The 22,207-nt window shown below is 37.8% G+C and carries 31 protein-coding genes; 1 reads left to right on the top strand and 30 read right to left on the bottom strand.

Annotated features, from left to right (window positions below):
• Nucleotides 1-64: 64 nt before the first annotated feature.
• The 14 genes from K364_RS0120060 to spoIIIAA form a co-directional block, all read right to left on the bottom strand.
• A complete protein-coding gene (locus tag K364_RS0120060) occupies nucleotides 65-1,006 on the bottom strand; it encodes a Kae1-like domain-containing protein (RefSeq protein WP_277995623.1) in 942 nt (313 codons plus the stop codon).
• 4 nt (nucleotides 1,007-1,010) lie between these two features.
• Entirely contained in the window at nucleotides 1,011-1,415 is a 405-nt protein-coding gene (gene nusB, locus K364_RS0120055) for a transcription antitermination factor NusB (RefSeq protein ID WP_028309487.1), read from the bottom strand.
• A 28-nt stretch (nucleotides 1,416-1,443) separates the two neighbouring features.
• Nucleotides 1,444-1,665, bottom strand: a complete 222-nt coding sequence (locus K364_RS0120050) for a DUF2273 domain-containing protein (RefSeq protein WP_028309486.1) — start codon at nucleotides 1,663-1,665, stop codon at nucleotides 1,444-1,446.
• A 12-nt stretch (nucleotides 1,666-1,677) separates the two neighbouring features.
• Complete coding sequence (gene amaP, locus K364_RS25875; RefSeq protein ID WP_051534267.1) at nucleotides 1,678-2,217, bottom strand: alkaline shock response membrane anchor protein AmaP; 540 nt, start codon at nucleotides 2,215-2,217, stop codon at nucleotides 1,678-1,680.
• A gap of 15 nt (nucleotides 2,218-2,232) precedes the next feature.
• Nucleotides 2,233-2,631 carry an Asp23/Gls24 family envelope stress response protein gene (locus K364_RS0120040; RefSeq protein WP_028309485.1) on the bottom strand — a complete coding sequence of 133 codons (399 nt, stop codon included), beginning with the start codon at nucleotides 2,629-2,631 and terminating at the stop codon, nucleotides 2,233-2,235.
• A gap of 26 nt (nucleotides 2,632-2,657) precedes the next feature.
• Nucleotides 2,658-3,041 carry an Asp23/Gls24 family envelope stress response protein gene (locus tag K364_RS0120035; RefSeq protein WP_028309484.1) on the bottom strand — a complete coding sequence of 128 codons (384 nt, stop codon included), beginning with the start codon at nucleotides 3,039-3,041 and terminating at the stop codon, nucleotides 2,658-2,660.
• Nucleotides 3,042-3,106: 65 nt separating this feature from the next.
• A complete protein-coding gene (locus K364_RS25870) occupies nucleotides 3,107-3,661 on the bottom strand; it encodes a SpoIIIAH-like family protein (protein ID WP_242841762.1) in 555 nt (184 codons plus the stop codon).
• 5 nt (nucleotides 3,662-3,666) lie between these two features.
• Nucleotides 3,667-4,281, bottom strand: coding sequence for a hypothetical protein (locus K364_RS24980; RefSeq protein ID WP_051534265.1), 615 nt, complete (start codon nucleotides 4,279-4,281; stop codon nucleotides 3,667-3,669).
• Between the two features lie 14 nt (nucleotides 4,282-4,295).
• On the bottom strand, nucleotides 4,296-4,937 hold the full coding sequence (gene spoIIIAF, locus K364_RS0120020; RefSeq protein ID WP_028309483.1) for a stage III sporulation protein AF: 642 nt from the start codon (nucleotides 4,935-4,937) through the stop codon (nucleotides 4,296-4,298).
• Nucleotides 4,938-4,943: 6 nt separating this feature from the next.
• A complete protein-coding gene (gene spoIIIAE / locus K364_RS0120015) occupies nucleotides 4,944-6,128 on the bottom strand; it encodes a stage III sporulation protein AE (protein WP_028309482.1) in 1,185 nt (394 codons plus the stop codon).
• Between the two features lie 9 nt (nucleotides 6,129-6,137).
• A complete protein-coding gene (gene spoIIIAD / locus K364_RS0120010; protein WP_028309481.1) occupies nucleotides 6,138-6,527 on the bottom strand; it encodes a stage III sporulation protein AD in 390 nt (129 codons plus the stop codon).
• A gap of 15 nt (nucleotides 6,528-6,542) precedes the next feature.
• Nucleotides 6,543-6,743, bottom strand: coding sequence for a stage III sporulation protein AC (gene spoIIIAC, locus K364_RS0120005; RefSeq protein ID WP_028309480.1), 201 nt, complete (start codon nucleotides 6,741-6,743; stop codon nucleotides 6,543-6,545).
• A 31-nt stretch (nucleotides 6,744-6,774) separates the two neighbouring features.
• Nucleotides 6,775-7,296 carry a stage III sporulation protein SpoIIIAB gene (gene spoIIIAB / locus K364_RS0120000; protein WP_051534264.1) on the bottom strand — a complete coding sequence of 174 codons (522 nt, stop codon included), beginning with the start codon at nucleotides 7,294-7,296 and terminating at the stop codon, nucleotides 6,775-6,777.
• Between the two features lie 13 nt (nucleotides 7,297-7,309).
• Nucleotides 7,310-8,305 (bottom strand): stage III sporulation protein AA, encoded by a 996-nt coding sequence (gene spoIIIAA, locus K364_RS0119995; RefSeq protein ID WP_051534263.1) that lies wholly within the window; start codon nucleotides 8,303-8,305, stop codon nucleotides 7,310-7,312.
• A gap of 187 nt (nucleotides 8,306-8,492) precedes the next feature.
• Between spoIIIAA and rd the strand changes: the two genes are divergently transcribed.
• Nucleotides 8,493-8,657, top strand: coding sequence for a rubredoxin (gene rd, locus K364_RS26460; RefSeq protein ID WP_084296127.1), 165 nt, complete (start codon nucleotides 8,493-8,495; stop codon nucleotides 8,655-8,657).
• A gap of 112 nt (nucleotides 8,658-8,769) precedes the next feature.
• On the opposite strand, the gene K364_RS0119985 is transcribed toward rd, so the two are convergent.
• From K364_RS0119985 to K364_RS24970, 16 genes are all read right to left on the bottom strand, one after another.
• Nucleotides 8,770-9,222, bottom strand: a complete 453-nt coding sequence (locus K364_RS0119985) for a CD1247 N-terminal domain-containing protein (RefSeq protein WP_028309477.1) — start codon at nucleotides 9,220-9,222, stop codon at nucleotides 8,770-8,772.
• Between the two features lie 71 nt (nucleotides 9,223-9,293).
• Nucleotides 9,294-9,851, bottom strand: coding sequence for an elongation factor P (gene efp, locus K364_RS0119980; protein WP_028309476.1), 558 nt, complete (start codon nucleotides 9,849-9,851; stop codon nucleotides 9,294-9,296).
• A gap of 54 nt (nucleotides 9,852-9,905) precedes the next feature.
• The gene (locus K364_RS0119975; protein ID WP_028309475.1) at nucleotides 9,906-10,973 is read right to left on the bottom strand and encodes a M24 family metallopeptidase; all 1,068 of its coding nucleotides are present in this window, start codon (nucleotides 10,971-10,973) and stop codon (nucleotides 9,906-9,908) included.
• A 16-nt stretch (nucleotides 10,974-10,989) separates the two neighbouring features.
• Nucleotides 10,990-11,421: a type II 3-dehydroquinate dehydratase gene (gene aroQ / locus K364_RS0119970; protein WP_028309474.1), complete on the bottom strand. Its 432-nt coding sequence runs from the start codon at nucleotides 11,419-11,421 to the stop codon at nucleotides 10,990-10,992.
• 18 nt (nucleotides 11,422-11,439) lie between these two features.
• Complete coding sequence (locus K364_RS0119965) at nucleotides 11,440-12,786, bottom strand: TldD/PmbA family protein (protein ID WP_028309473.1); 1,347 nt, start codon at nucleotides 12,784-12,786, stop codon at nucleotides 11,440-11,442.
• Between the two features lie 42 nt (nucleotides 12,787-12,828).
• Nucleotides 12,829-14,250: a TldD/PmbA family protein gene (locus tag K364_RS0119960; RefSeq protein ID WP_028309472.1), complete on the bottom strand. Its 1,422-nt coding sequence runs from the start codon at nucleotides 14,248-14,250 to the stop codon at nucleotides 12,829-12,831.
• A 242-nt stretch (nucleotides 14,251-14,492) separates the two neighbouring features.
• On the bottom strand, nucleotides 14,493-15,233 hold the full coding sequence (locus tag K364_RS0119955) for a stalk domain-containing protein (protein ID WP_028309471.1): 741 nt from the start codon (nucleotides 15,231-15,233) through the stop codon (nucleotides 14,493-14,495).
• Between the two features lie 64 nt (nucleotides 15,234-15,297).
• Nucleotides 15,298-16,065, bottom strand: coding sequence for a hypothetical protein (locus K364_RS0119950; RefSeq protein WP_028309470.1), 768 nt, complete (start codon nucleotides 16,063-16,065; stop codon nucleotides 15,298-15,300).
• 24 nt (nucleotides 16,066-16,089) lie between these two features.
• Complete coding sequence (locus K364_RS0119945; protein WP_028309469.1) at nucleotides 16,090-16,617, bottom strand: PilN domain-containing protein; 528 nt, start codon at nucleotides 16,615-16,617, stop codon at nucleotides 16,090-16,092.
• Nucleotides 16,618-17,544 (bottom strand): type IV pilus biogenesis protein PilM, encoded by a 927-nt coding sequence (gene pilM, locus K364_RS0119940; protein ID WP_028309468.1) that lies wholly within the window; start codon nucleotides 17,542-17,544, stop codon nucleotides 16,618-16,620.
• Between the two features lie 26 nt (nucleotides 17,545-17,570).
• A complete protein-coding gene (locus K364_RS0119935; RefSeq protein ID WP_028309467.1) occupies nucleotides 17,571-18,011 on the bottom strand; it encodes a pilus assembly PilX N-terminal domain-containing protein in 441 nt (146 codons plus the stop codon).
• Nucleotides 18,012-18,038: 27 nt separating this feature from the next.
• On the bottom strand, nucleotides 18,039-18,500 hold the full coding sequence (locus tag K364_RS0119930; protein WP_028309466.1) for a PilW family protein: 462 nt from the start codon (nucleotides 18,498-18,500) through the stop codon (nucleotides 18,039-18,041).
• On the bottom strand, nucleotides 18,497-18,868 hold the full coding sequence (locus tag K364_RS0119925) for a type IV pilus modification PilV family protein (protein WP_028309465.1): 372 nt from the start codon (nucleotides 18,866-18,868) through the stop codon (nucleotides 18,497-18,499). The genes K364_RS0119930 and K364_RS0119925 overlap by 4 nt, the downstream gene beginning before the upstream one ends.
• Before the next feature lie 26 nt (nucleotides 18,869-18,894).
• Nucleotides 18,895-19,347: a pilus assembly FimT family protein gene (locus K364_RS27420; RefSeq protein ID WP_028309464.1), complete on the bottom strand. Its 453-nt coding sequence runs from the start codon at nucleotides 19,345-19,347 to the stop codon at nucleotides 18,895-18,897.
• Nucleotides 19,348-19,371: 24 nt separating this feature from the next.
• Nucleotides 19,372-20,571 carry a type II secretion system F family protein gene (locus tag K364_RS24975; RefSeq protein WP_084296126.1) on the bottom strand — a complete coding sequence of 400 codons (1,200 nt, stop codon included), beginning with the start codon at nucleotides 20,569-20,571 and terminating at the stop codon, nucleotides 19,372-19,374.
• 29 nt (nucleotides 20,572-20,600) lie between these two features.
• Nucleotides 20,601-22,124, bottom strand: coding sequence for a GspE/PulE family protein (locus K364_RS24970; RefSeq protein WP_051534262.1), 1,524 nt, complete (start codon nucleotides 22,122-22,124; stop codon nucleotides 20,601-20,603).
• Nucleotides 22,125-22,207 lie beyond the last annotated feature (83 nt).

Here is a 22,207-nt window from a genome sequence, read left to right as displayed (position 1 = left end):
AAAATAATTATAGCATATTTTAAGGAAACTATGAAGTCAGTATTTCAATCCAGCGGGTATTTTACTAAATGTGCATGTCTTTTCCAATTAAGGCTGTTCCAACTGCATTATCACTGCTGTATTCCGGAGCAGCAAAATACAGCTTGGCTCCTACAGCCTGATGCTCTAAACGATTTTTTAATCTTTTTTTGATGTATGTATTTGCACAGACGCCACCTACAAGTAAGATATTAGTGAATTTTTCTTTACCCATGGCATTAAGCAATAGTTTCTCTAGAGTCTTAGCTATGCAGTTCTCAACTGCCCTGGCTATATTTGCTGGGCTTTCCTTTGCAGCAATTAATCGTTGTGCTGCAGCCTCTGGACCTGAAAAACTAATGGAGTACTCCCTTACCCATGACGGTATTTCCAAAAGCTTATCACTATCACGTCCAATTCTTTCCATATGTGGACCAGCAGGAAAGGGTAAGTTTAGGCTTACACCCACCCTGTCTATGAATTGACCTGCGTGGAGATCAATAGTTCCCCCAAGCAGGTTTATCTTAAAGGGACGTCCCTTTTGCCAACATACCTTTAACAGCTCAGAGGTACCTCCTGACACATGGAGTGCCAGGAATTCTTTACATGGTATTTTCCCGGACCAAACACCTGCCCTCAAATGATTTTCTTGATGGCTGGTTTCAATGAAGGGAACTCCAAGGGATGTTGCTAGAATCCTGCCAATGTTTTCAGAAACTGTAAATACCGGCATATATGAATTTTCCTGGGGTCGTGGTCTGGTGCTTGCACATACGGCCTGTATCTGGGAATAACAAAAAAGCTGACCAGTATCTTGTAATAACTGGGGCAGCCTTTTTAAATGGTTAAACAGTGCTTCAGATTGTGGAAGCCCTTTTTCCCCTTCTGGTACAAGCAATAGCTTGCTTTTATTCCATATCAAACCTTCATCCTTGTCAACTACAGCTGCTGAAGTAGTATAACAGCTCGTGTCTAAACCTAAAAACAAATTGTCACCCTCTATTTTCATTAGCTATTTTGTCTAAAATACCATTGACAAAGGGAGCTGCTTTTTCTGTGCTGAAAACCTTAACCAGGTTAATTGCTTCATTTATTGCTACTGCATTTGGTACATCCTCAACATATAGCACCTCATAAACCGCTATCCTTAAGGCCGTCTTTTCAACGTTTCCTATACGTTCAAGTTGCCATTTATGTGCATTTTCTCTAATTTTCTTATCTATTACATCAAGCTTTTCTAGGGTTCCTATAATTAAACTGCGGGCAAAGGCCTTGCTTTGCTCATCAAGTTCAGATTCTCCTACAACATTTTTAATTGCTTCCTCTGGATCAACCTTTGTTAGCTCTATTTGGAAAAGGGCCTGCATGGCCTTTTCCCTGGCAGCCTTTCTGCTCAAAACAACGTCCTCCTTTAATTGGCCTTTGCTATGAATCGCTCCAAAGCTTTTTTATTAGCGCCTTAAAATCTTTGTTCTCATCTATTCTGCGACCTAAAAAGTATCCTACAAAAATACAGATGCCAAGAAAGAATGCCTTCCAGAATCCGAATAGGATGGTAAACAAGCCAAATACCAGACCTATTGTAGCTCCAATTAGTTTACCCCTATGAAAAGTTAAAACATCTACAACAATTTTGCTCCAGTCCATAACTGACACCTCTTAATCTACCCTACTTCTAACTGGCTGGGCTATCTTATCAACTACTACTTCCACATCAAAAACTTCAATACCGCCATATTCTTTAAGATAATGTGACACCTTTTCCTGAATATCCCTGGTTACATTGGGAACGTTAGTATCTGGGATTATTGTTATTTTAAGTAATAAAGCCATTCCTTCAGGGAGTATTTTAATGCGCGGCTTTACTTCTTTTACTTCTTTAATTGTACCAGCTGCTCGTGTAACAAAGTTTTCTATTGCTTCCATGGTAATATGTATTTGCCCATGTTCTGTGGAATCTATTTGTGTATATTTTACCTCAGGCTTTTTCCTTAAGCCAATTTGTAACGAGTAAATGGCCCATATTGCTACAACCAAGGAAACTGCAGCCATGGCCAACCGTACATCTCTTATTTCAAGCTGTTCTAATAATAATCTAATGGGCAACCCCCAGCCCAGGGATGCTGCAAAAATAACGATGGCCAGGGCTAGTCCCAACAAAGAAAAGAAAACATTTGACAATCTATTCCCAAAGCTCAATGCTGCACCTCTTTTCTACTTTACTCTTTGAGTGTCTTCGGCAACAGGTTCATCCTTAAAAGATACTCCCTGAACATTAATATTCACTTCAACAACCTTAAGTCCAGTCATGCTTTCAATTGCCTTTGAAACGCTATCTTGTATCATTGAAGCTACATCAGGAATCTTTGCCCCATACTCAACAATAATATTAAGATCAACTGCTGCTTCTTTTTCGCCTACTTCTACCTTTACACCCTTGGTAAGGTTTTTGCGTCTAAGAACCTCAGCAATGCCATCAACAATTCCACCACTCATTGCTTTGACACCCTTAACCTCTGTAGCTGCCAGTGCTGCTATGATAGCAACCACCTCGTCAGCCATTTTTATTTGTCCATGTTGAAATTCAGTTTTTTCTACTTTTCCTGTTTTCACCTTTAAACCTCCCTTGAAAATATACTCTATTTAACCCTTGGTTCCTCCTCTGATCCTTCCTCAGCCTTAAAGTATACGCCTTGAACATGAATATTTACCTCAACAACCTTTAATCCAGTATATGATTGAACTGCCTTTTCTACATTTTCCTGAATTTTGAGAGCTACATCAGGAATTCTTGCACCAAAATTAACGATAACAAATAGGTCTATTGCAGCTTCTTTCTCTCCAACCTCAACCTTAACTCCCTTGGAAAGGTTCTTTCTGCCAAGCTTTTCAGCTATGCCTCCCACAACTCCACCGCTCATTGCAGCTACTCCTGGGATTTCTGTGGCAGCTAAACCAGCAATGGTAGCAACCACCTCATCAGCTATCTTAACTTTACCTAGGGTATATTCAGTATTTTCCATACTATAGACCTCCTTAAAGTATATTTTCTATATTATACCATATTGCCTGGAAGTGTAAACATAACTTATTGTTTTTCGCCTCCATTGGGAACTATATAGATATTTTCTATACCTTGTCCTGTAACAGTTATTATCAAATCAGTAATTTGGGCTATTTCATCTTTTGTAAACTCCCTTTGATTGACAACAGCAGTAACTGATTGGGGCTGGATAAAAATAACCGCGTCCTTAAAGCCTTTGGCTTTTATTAAATTCTCAAGCTGTAACTCCTGCTCTAAATAATTGGTGATTTGAATTATTTTTTGTTGGGCCTCCTGTCTTGTTTCTGCTACCGAGTTAGGATCTTCAACTATTTTTTTCATTAGCTCTAACTGCTTTCCCCTGGTCCTATCCCTATCTAGTCTATATTCCACAAAAAAAACGGCATCATCAGAAACCTTGCTGAGATTTACGTAATCCTCATTTAACCACCCAAACTGTTCATCCTTTTGCTTTGTAGCAGTTTCAAGTATTAAGGCTTCATCATATGGCTTTAATTCCATGTACCCTATATACAGCATGGCAGAAAACAGTGCTACAAGTATAAGACCTAAAGTATATCTATTGGTTATGATGGTCATTTTTTTCACCTACCTTCTCCTGAGACTACTGTAACCTGATCTAGACTAATTCCAAGAAGAGTCTGGACTGCTCTGGTTAATTCTGCTTTCACAAGGGGATTGCTGGCTCCCTGGGCCACAACAAGGACTCCTAAGATTTCTGGCTTGATTTCTTTTACCACAACAGGCTTTTCACCTGTGTTATTAGCAGACCGAACTAAAACAAGCTGTCCGCTCTCTGTAGTATCTAGAGTAACCCTATTGCCGCCGGATTGGTCACTTTCAGTTATGGATTTTTCTGATGTACTAACATTAACTGCATATTCATATTCTGGGCTTTCCTTAAAAACCACTGATACAGAAACATTGCCAACTCCATCCATTTTAGTCAGGATTCTTTCAAGCCTTTGCTCAAGGGCTGCCTCTGCCTGTGTAATAGCTGATGTATAGGAAACAACAGTTGTTAGATTGGGTATTTGCTCGTCTACACGCATATTATTGTTAGCTGAAGGTATGCCCCTATAGCCTGCCAATAGCACACCAAAACCAAGCACTAATACTGCAATCAATAGAACTTTTTTTTGCTTTTCAGGCAGTCTAATCTCCGGCAGCTTAAGACCTTTTATTTTTTTACCATCCATTTAAATCCCTCCCGTTAATTCCATTTGATTTGAATTTGGCTTTTTTGTAAACCATAAAAGCTAGATATGGTATCTCGGATTTGATTTTCTATTTTGTTGATGTCATGATGGTTTTTTACTACTTCCTTGGGTTGCTCAGCTTCTTCTGAAATTTTGCTTAAATCTATGTCTATAGGATCTATTTTAGGGATTAAATCCTCCTTTAAAGGTTCACTTTCTGACAGGGCAGCCCAGATTATTACTCCCTTTATACTGCCAAATCTCACATCTTCATTGCTATGAACTGCAATTGCAGCACTTACCTTGTCTACCTCAGGAATAAGTCTAACCAGGGCGATGATTTGGCCCTCTATTCTTTTTATATATTCCTGTGAAGCCTTTTCAATATTTGACTTCCCCATGTCTTCACCTTTTTTTAATATGGATTCCAGTTGTCTGTTATCAGCTGCAAAATTCCATGTAGCCACTTCGAAGGAATCCTCCTTTTCAAGTAAGGTCATTATTGGAGCAAGAATGGTAACTATTATAAACAAGCCCATAATCAGCCTGAGATATTTTGTTATATCATTGTTTGGCAGAAGCATTTCTACAAAAACCGCTAATATGACAATTACAGCTATATTACTAACTAATCCCCCTAGTGTTTCCAGCACCATGAACACCTACCTCATCATAACAGTTACGTTGCCTAGACCTATAATAATGCTCACACCAATGAAAAACATAAGTCCCACAGCAGCTACCGCAGCAAATACAAGATTTATACACCTGGACATTGTTTGAAGTGCATCCCCTATCTGACTTTCTCCAAAGGGCTGCACTAGGGCTCCCGCAAGCCTATATATTATTCCTATTACTAAAATCTTCAGCATTGGAAATACCCAGATTATCACTAACACCAATACTCCTACCAGACCAATAGCATTTTTTAGTAGAATGGAGGTTCCAACAACAGCCTCTAATGCGTCTGTAAGCATATGCCCAACAACTGGTATAAAAGAACCTGTTAAAAATTTAGCTGTCCTCAAGGTCAGGGAATCTGCTACTACACCAGTTACTCCCTGAAATCCCAGGGCCCCCACAAACAGAGTCATACAAAGCATCATTATTCCCATTGTAATGTCTTTTATTAAAGCAGCTAATTGGCTAACCTTAAACTTCTCTGATATGTGGCTGACAATACTCAACACAGCATAAAAATGAATCATTGGAAAGACTATTGTACTTATAATTGTGGTAATAACAGCTAGGGCTACCATCATAAAGGGATGGATAAAGGCTGCACTTGTAAGGCCGCCCATGGCTGCTAGAAGGGTCAACAGGATAGGCAGCAGGGCTTGTACGAAGGTTACCATCTGTTCAATGGCCGTTTTTCCTGTTTCAACTACCAGGATAAAGGAACTCACTGCTATTGTTATTAATACTAGATAGGTAATTCCATAGGATAGCCTTCCAACTGTACTTCCTGCAAAGGCCGATTGCAGGTTTTGCAAAAGCACACATATCATTGCCAACACTATAAGCTTTCCTAAAAGAGCCGAGTGAGCAATAAACTCTCTAAAAATAAACCTTATTATTCCATTAAAGATATCCCCCAGCTGCAGACTGATATCTCCATCTCTAATACCCTGGATTGTTTTAGTTAATGATATTTCCGGTATATATTGTCCAATTTCCTGATCTATCTGGTTAATAAATTCTTCAATCTCAGTTAGGTTTAAATTATCCAGCTGTTCATTGATCTGTTCTTCTAAATCATAAGTATAGGCCTCTTCCGTATCCGCCATTACTGGGCAGGCTAATGCAAAGATTAGGAAAACAAATGCCATAATAATTAGTTTTCTCATATTTACACCTCACGGCAACAGACGAATTATAGACTCGAGAATGGCTGCAAATATAGGTATGGCTAAAATCATTATTAAAATTTTTGCAGCAAACTCGATTTTGCTTGCTATTGCAGATTCTCCTGAATCCCTGCACATTTGTGATCCAAATTCAGCTATATATGCTATACCAATTATTTTGAGGATTGTAGCTAAATAAAACTGATTTACATTTGCCCGGTCTGCTAGCTGTTGGAGAATATCAATAATAGCACCAATCTTTGTAAGCATCATAAGAAAGATCGTTGCTCCAACAAGGATACTAAGAATTATAGCAGCTGTTGGAAAATTGGCCTGCTTTACTAGAACTATGATGATGGCAGCTAAGATTCCTAAACCTACAATCTGCAAGATTTCCATTTTAGCCACCGCCCTTTAGTATAGTTGGAATACAGACCTCACAGTAGAAAGCAGTTCAACAATTGCAGGTAGTACCCATAATAAAGCTATAGTTACACCTGCCAGTAAGGATAAGGACGCATATTCATCTCTTCCCGCCTGTTTCAAAAGAGCATGTATCACAGTAATAATCATAGCAAGCCCAGCTAACTTAAAAACCAAATCTAAATTTGCCATTTAAACTTCCCTCCATGAGTTCTTAATTGGGCTATATTATAACCAGTGCTAGTGCTGCACCTGCAAGCACTCCTAGTGTTTTGTACATTCTTTCATACTTGTTCCTATCGCTTTCTGCTTTTAATTCAATGATCCGTAAGTGCTCTTGAACAAGGTGCAAATTTTTTAGCTGTTCCTCTCTGTCAGAACCTCCTAACCCAATACCAAAATCATCTAGAACATCCAGTTCTTCTGTTTTAAGTGAGCTTTCTTCAGCCAGCCTATTTAAACCTGCTCTCCATACCTGCTCCATAGGAAGACCCATGTTTTTTGCTAACAGGTCAGCTGTATATGCATATAGGATCCCCACAGGCCAGGAAATTCGTGACCCTACCTTAAAAAGAGCTTCTGGCAGTGGATTCATTGAATAGTTGATTTCAGTTTCCAGCATTTTCAGAGAGCTTCTTAATTTTCTAAGCTGTTCAAACCTGGCACTATATTGTTTTCCTAAAGAGAAGCCCATGTAGCTGCAGGCACCAATTATTAATATACATCCTGTAATCTTTACTATCATAGAAGCACCCCTGTTATGGTCCGGCCATTTTAAACTTAAATACACTTTCGCCTTGATGATTTAATATATCCTTAACCCACTTGCCAGGACCAAATTTATTTAAGAAAATATATCTTTGGAATATACCCATTGCTAACAATTCCTTTAAATAGGGTCTTTTGGTTAACTGTTCATAGCTGTCTCCGTGAACAGTAGCTAAAAATTTAATCCCTGCATTTACAACCTGTCTAACAGCTTCTACATCCTTTGGCCCACCTAGCTCATCTGTTGCTATAACCTCGGGGCCCATGGACCGAATAAGCATTATCATTCCTTGATCCTTGGGACATCTATCCAGGATGTCTGTCCTTGGTCCAACATCTAATTGGGGAATGCCCTGGTAGCAGCCGGCAATTTCTGACCTCTCATCCACCAGACCAACCTGCATGGGGGCTAGATTATATTTTGGTATTCCAAGGCTGATAGACCTTATTAAATCTCTTAATAGAGTGGTTTTCCCGCATCCAGGGGGAGAAACAATTAATAAATGCATTAAGGATTTTTTGGAGATATCTATAATATGGGGTATAATCTCAACACTACAGCCTACAACTGCCCTTGCTATTCGTATATTTAGGCTGGCAAGGTTTTTTTGAGTTTTTATTATGTCTTTTTCTACAACAGCTTCTCCAGCAAAGCCTACCCTATGTCCTCCTTTAATGGTAATAAAGCCATTTCTAAATTCGCTTTCAAGGGCATAGATGGAGTTTTTGCTAATTATTCTTAATACATTATCAAAAAGCTCATTAGACACTATCATGTCATGGAAAAGGACCTCTCCCCTTGCTAAGCGAAATATCAAAGGTCTCTTTTTTCTAATTCGAATCTCTTCGATACCCGTTTCTCTTTCCCATGTTTTAATGAATATTTCTTTAAGAGGCTCAGGAAGAATATTTAAGATGTCCTGGGGAGGTTTATTATTGCTAGCTATCTGAACTTCTTGAGACCCTGGTTTAAAAACAACTGACAAGGCTTGTTCACTCCCTTCTCATATCTATTCATATTAAGAGTCTAAGGAAATTATGCTTTAAAAAGTAAAATGACCATTAATGTATTAAATTTTTATGTGTTTATGTAGTATGCCCTTGACAAAAGCATCTAGAAAACTAAAATAAAAGGTACACGAACAATATTATTATTGAAGGGAGATATGTTTAATGGATAAGTGGGAATGTATAATTTGTGGTTACATCTATGATCCCGAAGTAGGAGATCCTGACAATGATGTTGATCCAGGTACTGCCTTTGAAAGTATTTCAGACGATTGGGTATGCCCAGAATGTGGGGCTGGTAAAGAAGATTTTGAGAAGGTAGAAGAATAAAAGTACATATATTTAAAGTGGTTATAACATAATTAAAAAGGGTAGCTGGTAAAAATACCAGCCTACCCTTTTTACGCTTGACTATTTTTTAAAACTTTGGAGCTTTGAAGCTTTATAAATCCTCGTCCTCTGGTTTTTCTTCCTCTTGAAAATCTTCATCATTAATAAACACTACTGCATCACAGTTGGGACAGGTAACTTCAATTAAATCTTCATTATCTAGAATGTCTGCTTCAAAGCATACTGTATCTCCACAATCGGGACATACAACTTCTACATAGTCCTCGTCTGGATCAAATTCATCTTCATCTTCATCGTGGTGATGTCCGCAACATTCAGCTTCATCATAAAAATCTTCTTCAAGCTCGCTTAAGTCCTCATCCATGTTATCTAAATACTCTTCAAGCTCATCTTGAACCTCATGTAACTCCTCAATTTCGTCAGCCATTTCATCAAGAATATCTACTATTGCACCAAATATCTTTCCATCCTTGCTGTCACCCTTAATTTCCATGCCTTCCATTAGACCTTTTAAGTAACTAACCTTTTGTTTAATATTCTCCATGCCATTTGCACCTCCATTTTTTAATCACATTCTTAAATAGTGTATCCGCAATTTGCATTTTTTAAAACATACTATGCCCTTTCAATGTAGTGACCTGTTCTTGTGTCAATTCTTAAAATATCACCTTGTTCAATAAATAGGGGGACTTGTACAACTGCACCTGTTTCCAAGGTGGCTGACTTGGTTGCGCCAGTTGCAGTATCTCCCTTAATGCCGGGTTCTGTTTCAATTACTTCAAGTTCAACACTGTTAGGCAGCTCTACTCCAATAACCTCTGACCCAAACATTAAAATACTCAAGGCCATGTTGTCCTTAAGGAACTTGTCCTTTCCATCAAAGTGATGTTTTTGTAGATTTAGTTGATCATAGGTATCGTTGTCCATTACCACAAAGTTTTCACCATCATTATACAAGTACTGCATTGATTTTTTTTCTATGTGGGCTTTGGCAACCTTTTCCCCAGCTCTAAAGGTTTGCTCAGTTACTGCACCAGTTCTAATATTTCTTAGCTTTGAACGAACAAAGGCAGCGCCCTTCCCAGGCTTAACATGTTGAAAATCGATTACAGTAAAAATATCTCCATCAATTTCAATTGTTAATCCAGTTCTAAAATCGTTAGTTGAAATCATATTCCCTTTTAACCCCCTATTTTCAACTTATGTATATGTACCAAACTCATTCTATCATATAATTAGCAATTCTTTATATGATTTGGTCAAAATTTCTTTATGATTTTTGTGAATTAACACCATATCCTCTATTCTTACTCCACCAAAGCCTGGTATATAGACACCAGGTTCAACTGTTACAACCATTCCTGGTTGAAGCAGGCTTTCATTATCCTTGGTTAATCTGGGCTCCTCATGAACTTCTAAACCAACACCATGACCAAGGCAGTGCCCAAAATATTCCCCATACCCTGCTTTCACTATAATTTCCCGTGCTATGCTGTCTGCAGCCTGGCATTTCATATTAGCACTCAATGAATTAACTCCCACAGTTTGAGCTTCTAAAACAATATCGTAAATTTCCCTCTGTTTATTTTCTATTTTACCTACACAAACAGTTCTTGTAATATCAGAGCAGTACCCTTCATAAATACACCCAAAGTCCATTGTCACCAGCTCGCCCAATGCTATCTTCTTGTCAGAGGCTATTCCATGGGGCAAAGCGCCTCTTTTTCCTGAAGCAACTATATAGTCAAAGGATTTTGCATCTGCTCCCTTTTTCCTTAGAAAGAATTCCAATTCTAAGGCTATATCTTTTTCTTTAATACCAGGCTTGATAAAGGGCAAAATATGTTCAAAGGCTTGATCAGCAAAGCTAACGGCTTTCTTTAAAAGAGTAATTTCTTCATAATCTTTTATAGCCCTGATTTGGGTTAAAAATTCAGATGAGGGAATAAAATAAATAGGTTTTAACGCCTGGTAGTATGTTTCATACATTTTATAAACCATCTGATCTTCTTCAAATGCTATTTGTTTGATTCTTTCCTGCAGGCATATATCTTTTACAACATCTATCATCTTTTTTTCTTGCTTTAAAACTTGATAATTGTGACTATGCTCTTTGGCCTGTTCAATATATCTAAAATCAGTAATCAAAAAATTTTTTGATCTGGTAATGATGAGTTGACAGTTACTTCCTGTAAATCCACTTAAGTACCTGATATTTTGAGGCTTCATTATTAAAAAGGCGTCCATGTCCTTTTCTTCTAAATAAGCTCTTACTTTATCTATTCTATGCTTCACTAAATACACCTGCAATTCACTGCAAAATATCCTTAATAGCCTCTAAAGCAAGCCTATATCCTAATGGACCAAAGCCGCAGAGTACACCAGCAACCAAGGGGGAGATTAGGGACTTATGCCTAAAATTCTCTCTCGAATAGATATTTGACAAATGCACCTCAATCACCGGTATTGAAAGGATTTCTACTGCATCTCGCAGTGCAATACTGTAATGGCTGTATGCAGCTAAATTCACAATAATTCCCTTTGCTTCGCCATGTGCCTTATGTAGAATGTCTATTAATTCGCCCTCATGATTGGACTGGTAAAACTCTGCTTCTAAACCTAATTCCTTTGCCCTGGCAGATAGATCTTTATTAATCTCATCCAAGGTCACCTTGCCATATATGCTTTGCGGCCTCTTCCCCAACATATTTAGATTGGGGCCATTGATAACAAATATCTTCAAACTTTTCCCCCCTTCCCATTAGTTACCACTTATTACCATTTCCTTAATTCTAACAGTTGGAGCACCCTTACCCACAAAGAAGGTTAAATCATCAGCTACCCCGTCAATAGACATTAATAGAGTTGCTAAATTGCCTGCTATAGCAATACCTCTGACAGGCCCTTTAAACTCTCCCTGTTCGATCCAAAGACCTGCAGCTCCAACAGAAAAATCACCAGAGATTGGATTAGCTGTATGTATACCCATTACTTCAGTAACATAAAGCCCCTTCTCCACAGTCTTTAATAGGTTTTCTCTTGTAATGTCTCCCTTATCTAAATAAAAGTTGGTGGTTCCAACTTCAGGTGTAGATTTGTATGAGCCCCTTGTGCCGTTGCCTGTTGACTTTACATTGTCTTTAGCTGCAGTATAAGTATTATATAAGAAGCCATTTAGCCTACCTTTATCTATTAAAAAAGTCTTTTGAGACGATACTCCTTCCCCATCAAAAGGTGAGGAGGCAATTCCTCCGGGCATGGTTCCATCATCTATTATAGAAACATTTTTGGCAGCAACTATTTCTCCAATTTTGCCTGCAAAAATGGACTTACCCTTTTGCACGGATTCAGCTGAAAGAGATGGGGATAAAACTCCAAGGAAATTTGTGACCACATAGGGATCTAGCACAACTGCTGCCTTTTGAGTAGCTATTTCTTTGGCTCCCAGCATTCTTACTGCCTTTTGAGCTGCTTCTCTACCAATTTTTTGTGGGTCTAGCTGAGCATATTTTAATCCATATTGAACGGCAAAACCAGTCTGGCTGTCACCATTTTCTTCACCAACCAGAAATGCATAAGCACCACAATAGGCTCCTTTATAAACTGCCTCAAGACCATGGGAGCTCACAATGGTAATTGAGTAAACTGAATCCTGGTATGTAGAATTCTCTGTAATAGTTATTCTTTTATCCTCTGCTTTGGCAGCTAATTCAATTTCTTTGGCCAGATTAATTTTGTCCTCCAGGTCAGTAGAAACGATCTCAGGGTCGTAAAGGTCTAATTTGGGGTAATCATAAAATCCATCAGGCATTTTATTAAAAGGGTCCTTTTCAACAATAGCAGAATTTGCTACTGCCTGCTGCACTACCGTTTCCAGAGCACTATTGGAAAAATCTGAAGAAAATGCATAGCCCATGCCCTCGTCCTTAAATACTCTAATTCCCATTCCCTTTGATTCGGCGTTTTTTAGGGTTTCTATTTCCCCATTGGATACTTCAATGGATAAATCCTGGGACTGTATTATGTAAACTTCAGCCGCATCAACACCAAGGTTTTTTGCTTTTGCAACTAAATCCTTACCAATGTTCGTGTATTTTTGTTCCATCATCTTCCCTCATTTTCATAAATTATAGAGCATGCAGTTTAAGATTTAAAGTCTGCGAATTCTTCTGATCTCAGGTCCTGTACCTGGGGCTTCTGTTCCCCCAACTACCAACTCAGTAACGCGGAGTGTAGGCTGGGCATCTGAAACTGGAACACCCTGACCATCCTTACCGCAGGTACCTATTGCAAAACCTAAATCATTGCCTACCATGTCTATTTTACTCAGAACCTTTGGCCCATTACCTGTTAGGGTAGCACCTCTAACAGCTTCCTTTACTTCACCATTCTCAATTAAGTAGCCTTCGGCAACATCAAATACAAAGTCGCCATTAGTTGTATTCACCTGGCCACCACCCATTTTTTCTACCAGAAGTCCCTTTTTAGTTTCTTTAATAATTTTTTCAGGGTCAACGCTACCCCTGTCAATGTATGTATTCGTCATCCTGGGAATAGGCCTATTTTGATAGGATTCACGTCTTCCATTACCTGTAGACTCTCTTTTTTCTTTCATTGCTGTAAGTCTATCATACATGAATTCTTCCAGTACGCCCTTTTTGATGAGCGTATTTCTGCGGCTTTTTACACCTTCATCATCCCAGGTGAGATAACCATATTTTTTCATTGTTCCATCATCAATTACAGTAACCTCGGGTGCTGCAACCTGCTCCCCTTTCTTGCCGGCATATACGGACAGCTTTTTTTGTGCCAGGTCGGCTTCTAACCCATGCCCACATGCTTCATGAACCATTGTGCCACCAGACTGGGATGTCATTACTACAGGCATCCTGCCGGAAGGAGCGGGTCTTGCCTCTAACATTTTTACAGCACGTCTTGCTGCTTTTTTGGCAATATCCATAGAATCCATTTCATCAAAAAGCTCAAAACCGGCAAAACTTCCAACAGCCTCATAACCGGTCTGAATCAGCGAGCCTTCTGCTGCCACAGAATTCACAACGAATCTGGTTCTTATCCTTTTGTCTTCAACCAGCTCACCCAATGAATTGGCTATGACAACTTCCTGAACCACATCTCCATAGCCAACCATAACCTGTTTAATTCTATCATCAACCTCTCTTGCCACCCTGTTAGCTTCTACTACCTTTTCAACCTTTTTATCAATTGGTATTGTGTCAGGTTCTTTTTCTACATGAACATTTCTCTGTTTATATTCCTTAGATAAATCAATGGAAACTGGATTTTCATCATTTCCAGCTGATTTTGCAACTATTCTAGCGGCGTTCATCAAGGCCTCAATGGATAGGTCATTTGTATATGCGTAGGAAGTATTTTCTCCTGTAATTACCCTAATTCCCGCACCAATATCTACACCACTTACAACCCTTTCTATTTTACCAGCTTCCAACCCTACCCCAGAGCTATTCTTTTTTTCAATGAATATTTCTGCAAAATCTCCACCATATTTTTTTGCTACAGCTAAAATTTCCTGCAAATCTGTTTTTTTAATCAATCCTATCACCTCATGTATCTATAAAGTCAGAAGATCTCTACTCTCTTATCTGACCATTGGCTTCTTAACCCTTATTATTTAGTATGCTTCAGCCAAGAAATAATATCCTATTACTACAGCGAAAGGTTACTCGTTTCGCTACATTCCTACGCCATAAGTACGGTTCCATCGTCTTCCCTTCGGACCTTCGTTGCACTACGGTGGCGCACAACCGTCCCCATGGCTCTGCTGTATTTTTGTCCTTATTTCTCATAAAAATTAAAGTTAGCAAGTACCGCTGTTAACTGGTCATAATCCCCTATTTCTTGTTCCTCCCAATCTATTCTAATAGTTAACCTGTTAATATAGGTTAAATCAATTCTTCCTGGGTATATATATCTAGGGTAATCTGATGGTTTTACCAGATCTGATAAAAAGAGCTCTCTATCATCACCTAAAATTCTTAGTTTATAGCTTCCTAGGCTATTCATTGTTGTATCATCGATGCCAAAATAACCATCAAGAGTTGAATATTTTCTATTTAAATCAAGTACAAACTCAGTTTTATCATCTGCCTCCATGTCAACTGCAATTCCTGAGCCAAAAAATCTCCCTGCTATTTGATAATTATTAATCTTTTTTTCATAAAACGGGCCAACATTCCGTATTACCTTTAAATCCTCTATTCTTTTCTTTGCTTTACCATCCCAGGTGTATGTTTTTGATACCATATTACCTGTGATAGAAATTGTATTTGTAATATCATTCCAGTCTACATTAAAGCCAAGAGCCTCAGACAGATCTCGCAGGGAAACCATTGTGACCCCCTCATCAGGTAAAATAAAGGGCTCCACTTCTGTTTCTACTTGCACACCGTTAACTAGTATTTTTATACCTCCTGTCATTCCTTTATATTCTTTAAGCATCCATCCTGAAGCTAGTAATGACGAATGATTTAGAAATAAAAAAGCTAAAAAAATAATAACTATAAGCAATTTTTTCATTGGAAAGTTTTTCCCTCACTTCTCTTAATCATTTTACATTGTTTTTTCACTAATGGAAAGGATTCTATTGCTTTATTGGAAACTTATATGTACCTTTATGCAAAAATTCTATTTTATTATCATCTTCTAGAGTATTTTCCCGGACAATTTCATTTGAATTTTGTTTTTCTTGCTCAATTTCGTCAGTCACTTCATCATTAATGAAATCATGCAAGAAGCTTATATATTCTTTTGGAACCTGAAAGGGATCTGGTCTGCCATGCTCTTGTACTGGTGCTGGAATTATAGGCATCTTTCTTTCATGGAGGCTGTATATTTCCCATACTATAGTTCCCTGAACATTCATATCCACCACATGCAGATTAAGATCCATTCCAATAATTTTACTTACTGGTTTCTGTTCTAATCTAGAGATAAAATTAACTATTTCTGAATATACTCCTTCAATGTCAATTGAATAGGTACTAATATAATAGTAATTACTATCAGATACATCCCTGGGAATAATTGACTTGATTAGTATTCCATCTCCATGACCATGGGACATGACATAAGCTGCATCCTGGCTTTGTAGAAGAAATTTATCCTTTAGCTCTTGCAGTTGAATCTCTAGTAAGTCATTTTTTATTCTTAACTCATCAGCTTTCTGAAGGGTGAGAAGCAGGCTTTCCTTCTCTAACTTTCTTTCTGCCAATTCCTGTTTAGCATTAACTGTTTCAGGAAAAAGTGTATTTAATAGTTTAAAAGCTCCAAATACTCCAAGTAAAACTATTAATATATAAATCAGCTTAATCTCTCTATCTTTAAGTTTGAAATTCATATTGAAACTCATACTGCCCCCATTGTAAATAATTATTTAAATTCCACATACTATTTCATACTTTAGCAGGGTAATGTCACCTCTTGTTTCTTCAATTGCATTATGCAGCCTAACAGACGTGTAGTACTGTCTATCATTTAAGCAGTTTATGAATGCTGCTATGTCTCCCAAAGTTAATGCATAGCCCTTAATCATCAGAAACTTATTATCTTCCATATGTAAAGCTGTTATAAAAGAGTTTTCAGGAACCATTTTGTTTATCTCTTCTAATTTTTCACCCCAGGAACTGCTGCCTTCTAATAACTCACTATATATTTGAATTTGCTTTTCCAGCAGGTCCCCATAAGCTTTTATCTCTTCAATATCCTCAATTAAACTGTGGTAGTTGTCTATTTCTATCCTTAGCTCCTCTGCTGTCTTTAAATGACTATTGAGCTGGAGATTAAGTGTTAATAGATAGCTTAAGAAAAAAACTGAACAAATCATAACGAGTAAAAGTTTTTTGTTAAGCATTAGTGACTTTCTGGGCCTTTTCTCTTTAGGAAGCAGGTTTATTTCTGCCATTTACACTACCCCCTTTAAAGCAAGTCCAGCAGCTACTGCATATTTAGGGCCTAGTTTATTAATCTCTATATATCCTACTTCTGCACGCACCTGGGCAATTTGGGAAACCATATTATGTAACCGATTCTTTTCATCTATTACACCTGTAATTATGATTCTAGCCAATTGTCCCTTATAATGATTTTGATAATATTCTATTGACCTGTAAAGTTCTTCTATAAATAGCTCCTCAGTCCCTGTCACTGCAAGATGCTGTTTTCCATATGCAAGGGAACGTGCAAATTGTATGTTTCCATCCTTAATAATTACAAGATTAGTCATTTCTTCTCCAACATTAATAACCCCAATTGTCAGCACCTGAACATCTGGCCATTGCTTCATCCCCAAATACAAGAGCCATCTTCGAAGAGCTGATGGAACTATGTCTATTGCCTTAAGGGTAACTCCGGTCTCATTAAAAACATGATAATATGAATTAACTGTGGCATTTGGTATAGCTGCTAGAAGAATTGTGTTCATATTTGGTTGATCTTTTTTCATGGGACCCAGGCTGCACCAGTCATAAATTACATCCTCTTCAGCATAGGGTATATGTTGTGTGATTTCCCATTTTACTGTCTCATTAAGTTCCTTATCCTGCATTATTGGAAAATCTAAATGCCTTACAACCATTTGACGACTGACAATGGTTGTAACTGTATCTATTCCCTGCCAGTTGTGTGTTTTTACAAGTTGATTAAGTAATGTAGAAACTTCTCGGGGTTTAACAAAAAGTCCATTTTCTACGCAATTATCATCTAACTCTATTGAAATCTGCTCTAATTCAAAGTCACGAGTATTATGTTTACATAATACTGCTGTAAGGATTTTACCGCTTATCTCTATTCCTAGCTGTCTTGAATTTCTCCTTTTAAACTTTATAACCATAGATACCCCACCTCTGGTTTTTTAAACTAAAAAGCATATAGCCATTTTATTTTATCTATAAAAATTTCAGTAACCTCCTCACCTTCACCTTCATTTTGAATTAAGCTTATTCTTACTAGGAGGGCTGCTTTTCTCACGATTCCCTCCACCTCCCCTGTTGAAGTAATCCTTACATTAGGTGAGCTGTTTTCAACTCTAATACTATTGATCCTCCCCTCTCCTAGATAGAAAGGCTTATCAAAAGCTGATAAATTTAAAAGCTCACCACGAAAATATGGATTGTCATAGAGATAATCTAGAGCCAGTTCATTTCCTGCCTCAGCTAAATAAATAGCCTGTGCTGCATATTGATCATTAAAAGAAATCTTTACTTCCGTAATTGTCATTGCCATTAATCCATTGAGGAGCACTATTGTTATTAGTATTACAAGTATCACTGAAAGCATTGCAACGCCCTTTTCTCCCATGGTTCATACTCCTTATCTATCATCTGCTTAGAAGTCTGCTGCACGAACATTAACCTTTGAAGCAATCTTATACACATAGCCCTGACTTTCAAGCTCCATATATATTTCTACTAGTGAGCAAGAATTAACTGTTGGATAATATGTAAACTTTAGCTGTTTTATATTGTAAGCAACAGGGTTATTTCCCTCCCCACTTACATTTCTTAATAGTTGGGTGCCACTTAAATAGTAGCGGGTAAGTCGGCCATTTATGGTAAGATTTAAACTAGTAGGACTACTATTGACGTTTACTCTATCAGCCCTTCGAATTTCAGTTTCCAAGGTATTGATAGCAATCCTGGCATTTTGCTGAATATCCATCTTCTCACTTCCCTGCAGCCAAACCTTAAAAGTACCCCCTAATATTACATAAATGCCACCCAGCAGAAAGGAAATAATTGTTAATGTTACTATTAATTCTATTAGGGTTAAACCCTTTTCATCTCTCATCTTACAGTCCTAATTGTATTAAGATAGAGCTGTTTGTCAGGCTTGCCACTTACATAAACCCTGACTTCAATATTTCGTAGATTATGGTTACCTTGATAAGAGCTGATGGATAAGTCATATTTTAAATTGATGTCTCCAGAATAGGTTAATCCACTATGTTGCTTTATGGTATAGTCCTTTGATGCAAGGGTTTCTTCCATTATACCCTTGCCTGCCACAACAAGCTGACTTCTATCTCCAGCGGAATGATAGCTGCCTAAACAAGAGTGCATCAATGTAAATATGGGAGCCAGGACTGAAACCAGCAAAAGTGAGGCTATCACCACCTCTATGAGTGTCAATCCTTTTGAATCTGAAAAAAAAATCATTTAACCACCACACTTATCAAAAAATTTCACCACTTATCAGGGTGAGGTCTAACACGTACCCTGCCGGTGGCAACCATAATAGTAACTTCATAAATGTTTCCATAGCTGTTGGTTATATCTATAGTAGCTGGCCCTACTCCAAGGGGAACTCCAAAACCAGAAAAGTATATTTCTGAGCCAAAGATGTCCAGAAATCTTACCCCTTTGGGGGCATTTTTGGTTTCTAAAATTACCGTGCCTTTTTTAATTACATATTTATCACCTAGGATTTGTACCTTAACTGTTGATTCACCGTTAATGTTTCTATGACGTACAAGCCTGATGTCACCTGCAAATTCACGTGCATATGCAGCAAGTGCATGTCTTTCTACAGTTTGATTTATCACAGGTGCAGCAATTCCCATAAGAATTCCTAATATTGCAATTACTATCACAAGCTCTATTAACGTAAACCCTTTTGAATAATTTTTATTAAGCATTAAAATCAACCTCACCACAGATTTTCAAAAGGAGGATATTATTGTAAACATGGGTAGGACCATTGATAATACTAAAAATCCAACCAAGCCACCTACAATTATTATCATAGCCGGTTCAATGAGTTTAGACAGGTTATCCATTTTACGGTCAACTTCCCTCTGAAAATAATCTCCAACCTGTATAAGCAGCACATCTAATTTGCCAGTTTCCTCTCCCACCTTTGCCATATGGGCAACCATGTAGGGGAATATGCCTGAATCCAGCAGGGGCTTTACCATGCTTTTACCATCCATTACAACATCTCTACACCTGGTCAAGGCCTGCATAAAAATTGAGTTGTCTGTTGTCTGACTTGTAACCTCTAGAGCATGTAGGATAGGCACTCCTGCACCCAGAAGGATGCCAAGAGTTCTACAAAAACGTGCCACTATAATCTTTTTATGTAAATCTCCAAGCAAGGGAAACCCAATTCTTATCTTATCCACTAATGCTCTTCCTGTTAACGAACGTGAATACAGGATAAAGGAGACCGACATACTAAATAAAATTAAAAGATTTAAATGCCAGTAGTTTAATAAAATACCACTAAAGCTTATTAGAATCTTGGTTGGTATAGGAAGTGCATTAGACATTTCGCCAAGCATTCCTGCAAATACTGGTAATATGAAAATGATCATAAATATAACAGCGGCAACTGACATTACCAAAACCAGTACTGGATAGGTCATTGCTGCCTTTACCTTTTCCTTGACTTCGTGCTCTCTTTCGTAATGCTCACTTAGTCTAAATAATATATTTCCTAAAACCCCTCCTAATTCTCCTGCTTGCACCATATTTAGCATCATAGAATCAAATATATTTGAATGCTGTTTTAAGCTGTGGTAGAAGGTTTTACCTTCTCTCAGAGAAGCTTTAACACTGGTTATAGCCTTTTGCATTTTAGGGTTATCTGTCTGTTTTTCAACAACCTCCAAGGCGGAAACAAGGGGTATACCCGCATTGACCAGTACACCAAGCTGCTGATTTAAACTTGCAAGGTCAATGGATTTAACAGAGGAAAAGTAATCAATAAGGTCTAAACTTCTTCTATTAGTATCAAGCTTTACAACATAAAGTCCTTGCTCTCTTAATCTATTTGCAGCAGATTTTATGTCTTCAGCTTCAATTGTACCCTCCTGGTACTGACCCTTATGGTCCATTACCCGGTAGTTATATATAGTCATTTTTTACACCACTCATTTTAGATGTATTTTTAAGAGTATCCATCTATTACTCCAAAAACAACCCTATTTACTTCTTCTAATGTTGTAATGCCCTGTAAAGCCTTGGAAATACCATCCTGAGAAAAAGTCATCATACCTTCATCAGCAGCCTTAACAAAAATATCTCCTGTAGATGCTTTATTAAGAATTAGTTTATGAATATCACCTGTAATAAGGAGAATTTCAAATAAAGCCACTCGGCCATTATACCCAGTATGATTACATCTATTACATCCCCTGCCCTTGTATAAAATTAATGATTCATTAGGTGATTTTTTTAAAATAGTCCTTTCAATTGAATCTATTGGAACCACATATTCTAGTCTGCAGTCATCACATATTTTTCTCACTAGTCGCTGGGCTATTACTCCTATGACTGCAGAGGACACCAAGAAGGGCTCGATATCCATATCAATAAGTCTTGCTATTGCACCAGAGGCATTGTTTGTATGCAGGGTACTAAAAACAAGATGCCCGGTGATGGCAGCCTGTACCGCTACCCCTGCTGTTTCACTATCTCTAATCTCCCCTAACATAATAATATCAGGGTCCTGACGTAAGATAGCCCTTAACCCTGATGCAAAATTTAATCCTATTTTATTATTAACGCCTGTCTGATTAATACCTGGAAGTACATATTCAACTGGGTCCTCTATGGTCACAATGTTTTGAAGAGGATTTTTTAAGTAGTTTAAAGTTGCGTACAAAGATGTTGTTTTCCCACTCCCAGTTGGTCCAGTAAATAAAATCATCCCATGGGGCCTTTTGATAAGCTTTTTATAGATGCTTAGAGTCCTTTCCTCCATGCCAAGCATATCCAACCCAAGGAACATAGTTGATTTATCTAAAATACGAATGACGACTTTTTCACCATGTACTGTAGGCAGGGAAGATATCCTCAAATCAACCTGTTTTTTATTCAACGTTATATTTGCTCTGCCATCCTGGGGAAGTCTCTTTTCAGCAATATCCATTTTGCCAATAATCTTTATTCTTGAGGCTATTAATGACGTAAAGGCTCTTGGCAGGTTTGTAATGTCAATTAAAACTCCATCCTTTCGGAAGCGAACCTTAACCATGTCCTGCAGTGGTTCAATATGTATGTCGCTGGCCTTTAGCATTACAGCTCTGTGAATCAGAGAGTTAACAACCTTGATGATGGGAGCATCATTTATTTCTAATTCAGAAATGGAATTTTGATTAATATCAAGACTAGAATTGTCATCTTCATTTATTTCTAGAATTTCTTTAATGGTGTTACTGTCTAATTCCGAATAGCCAAAGTATTTATCTAGCAATTGATCCAGGTCTTCCTCACTGACTACAACAGGCTCAACTTCATAACCTGTTGCAAGATAGATATCGTCAAAGGCAACTACATTAAAGGAATCCACTACCGCCACTTTGAGAACCTTTTCCTGTAATTCCATAGGAAATACTCTGTGTCGTAGGATAATAGATTTTGGTATGAGATTTAAAACTTCTGTATTGATTTGAGTATTTTTCTTATCCATGGTAATCCTGCTTAATCCTTTTAAATTTGTTTAAATATGTTTTATCTTATATTTCTTGTAACTAATACAATTTCCTGCAAAAT

Origin of the sequence: Desulfitibacter alkalitolerans DSM 16504 (assembly GCF_000620305.1) — a bacterium.
Lineage (GTDB): Bacteria > Bacillota > DSM-16504 > Desulfitibacterales > Desulfitibacteraceae > Desulfitibacter > Desulfitibacter alkalitolerans.
The sequence above is the reverse complement of the archived record's forward strand: the minus strand, read 5'-3'. Positions and strand labels throughout refer to the sequence as shown.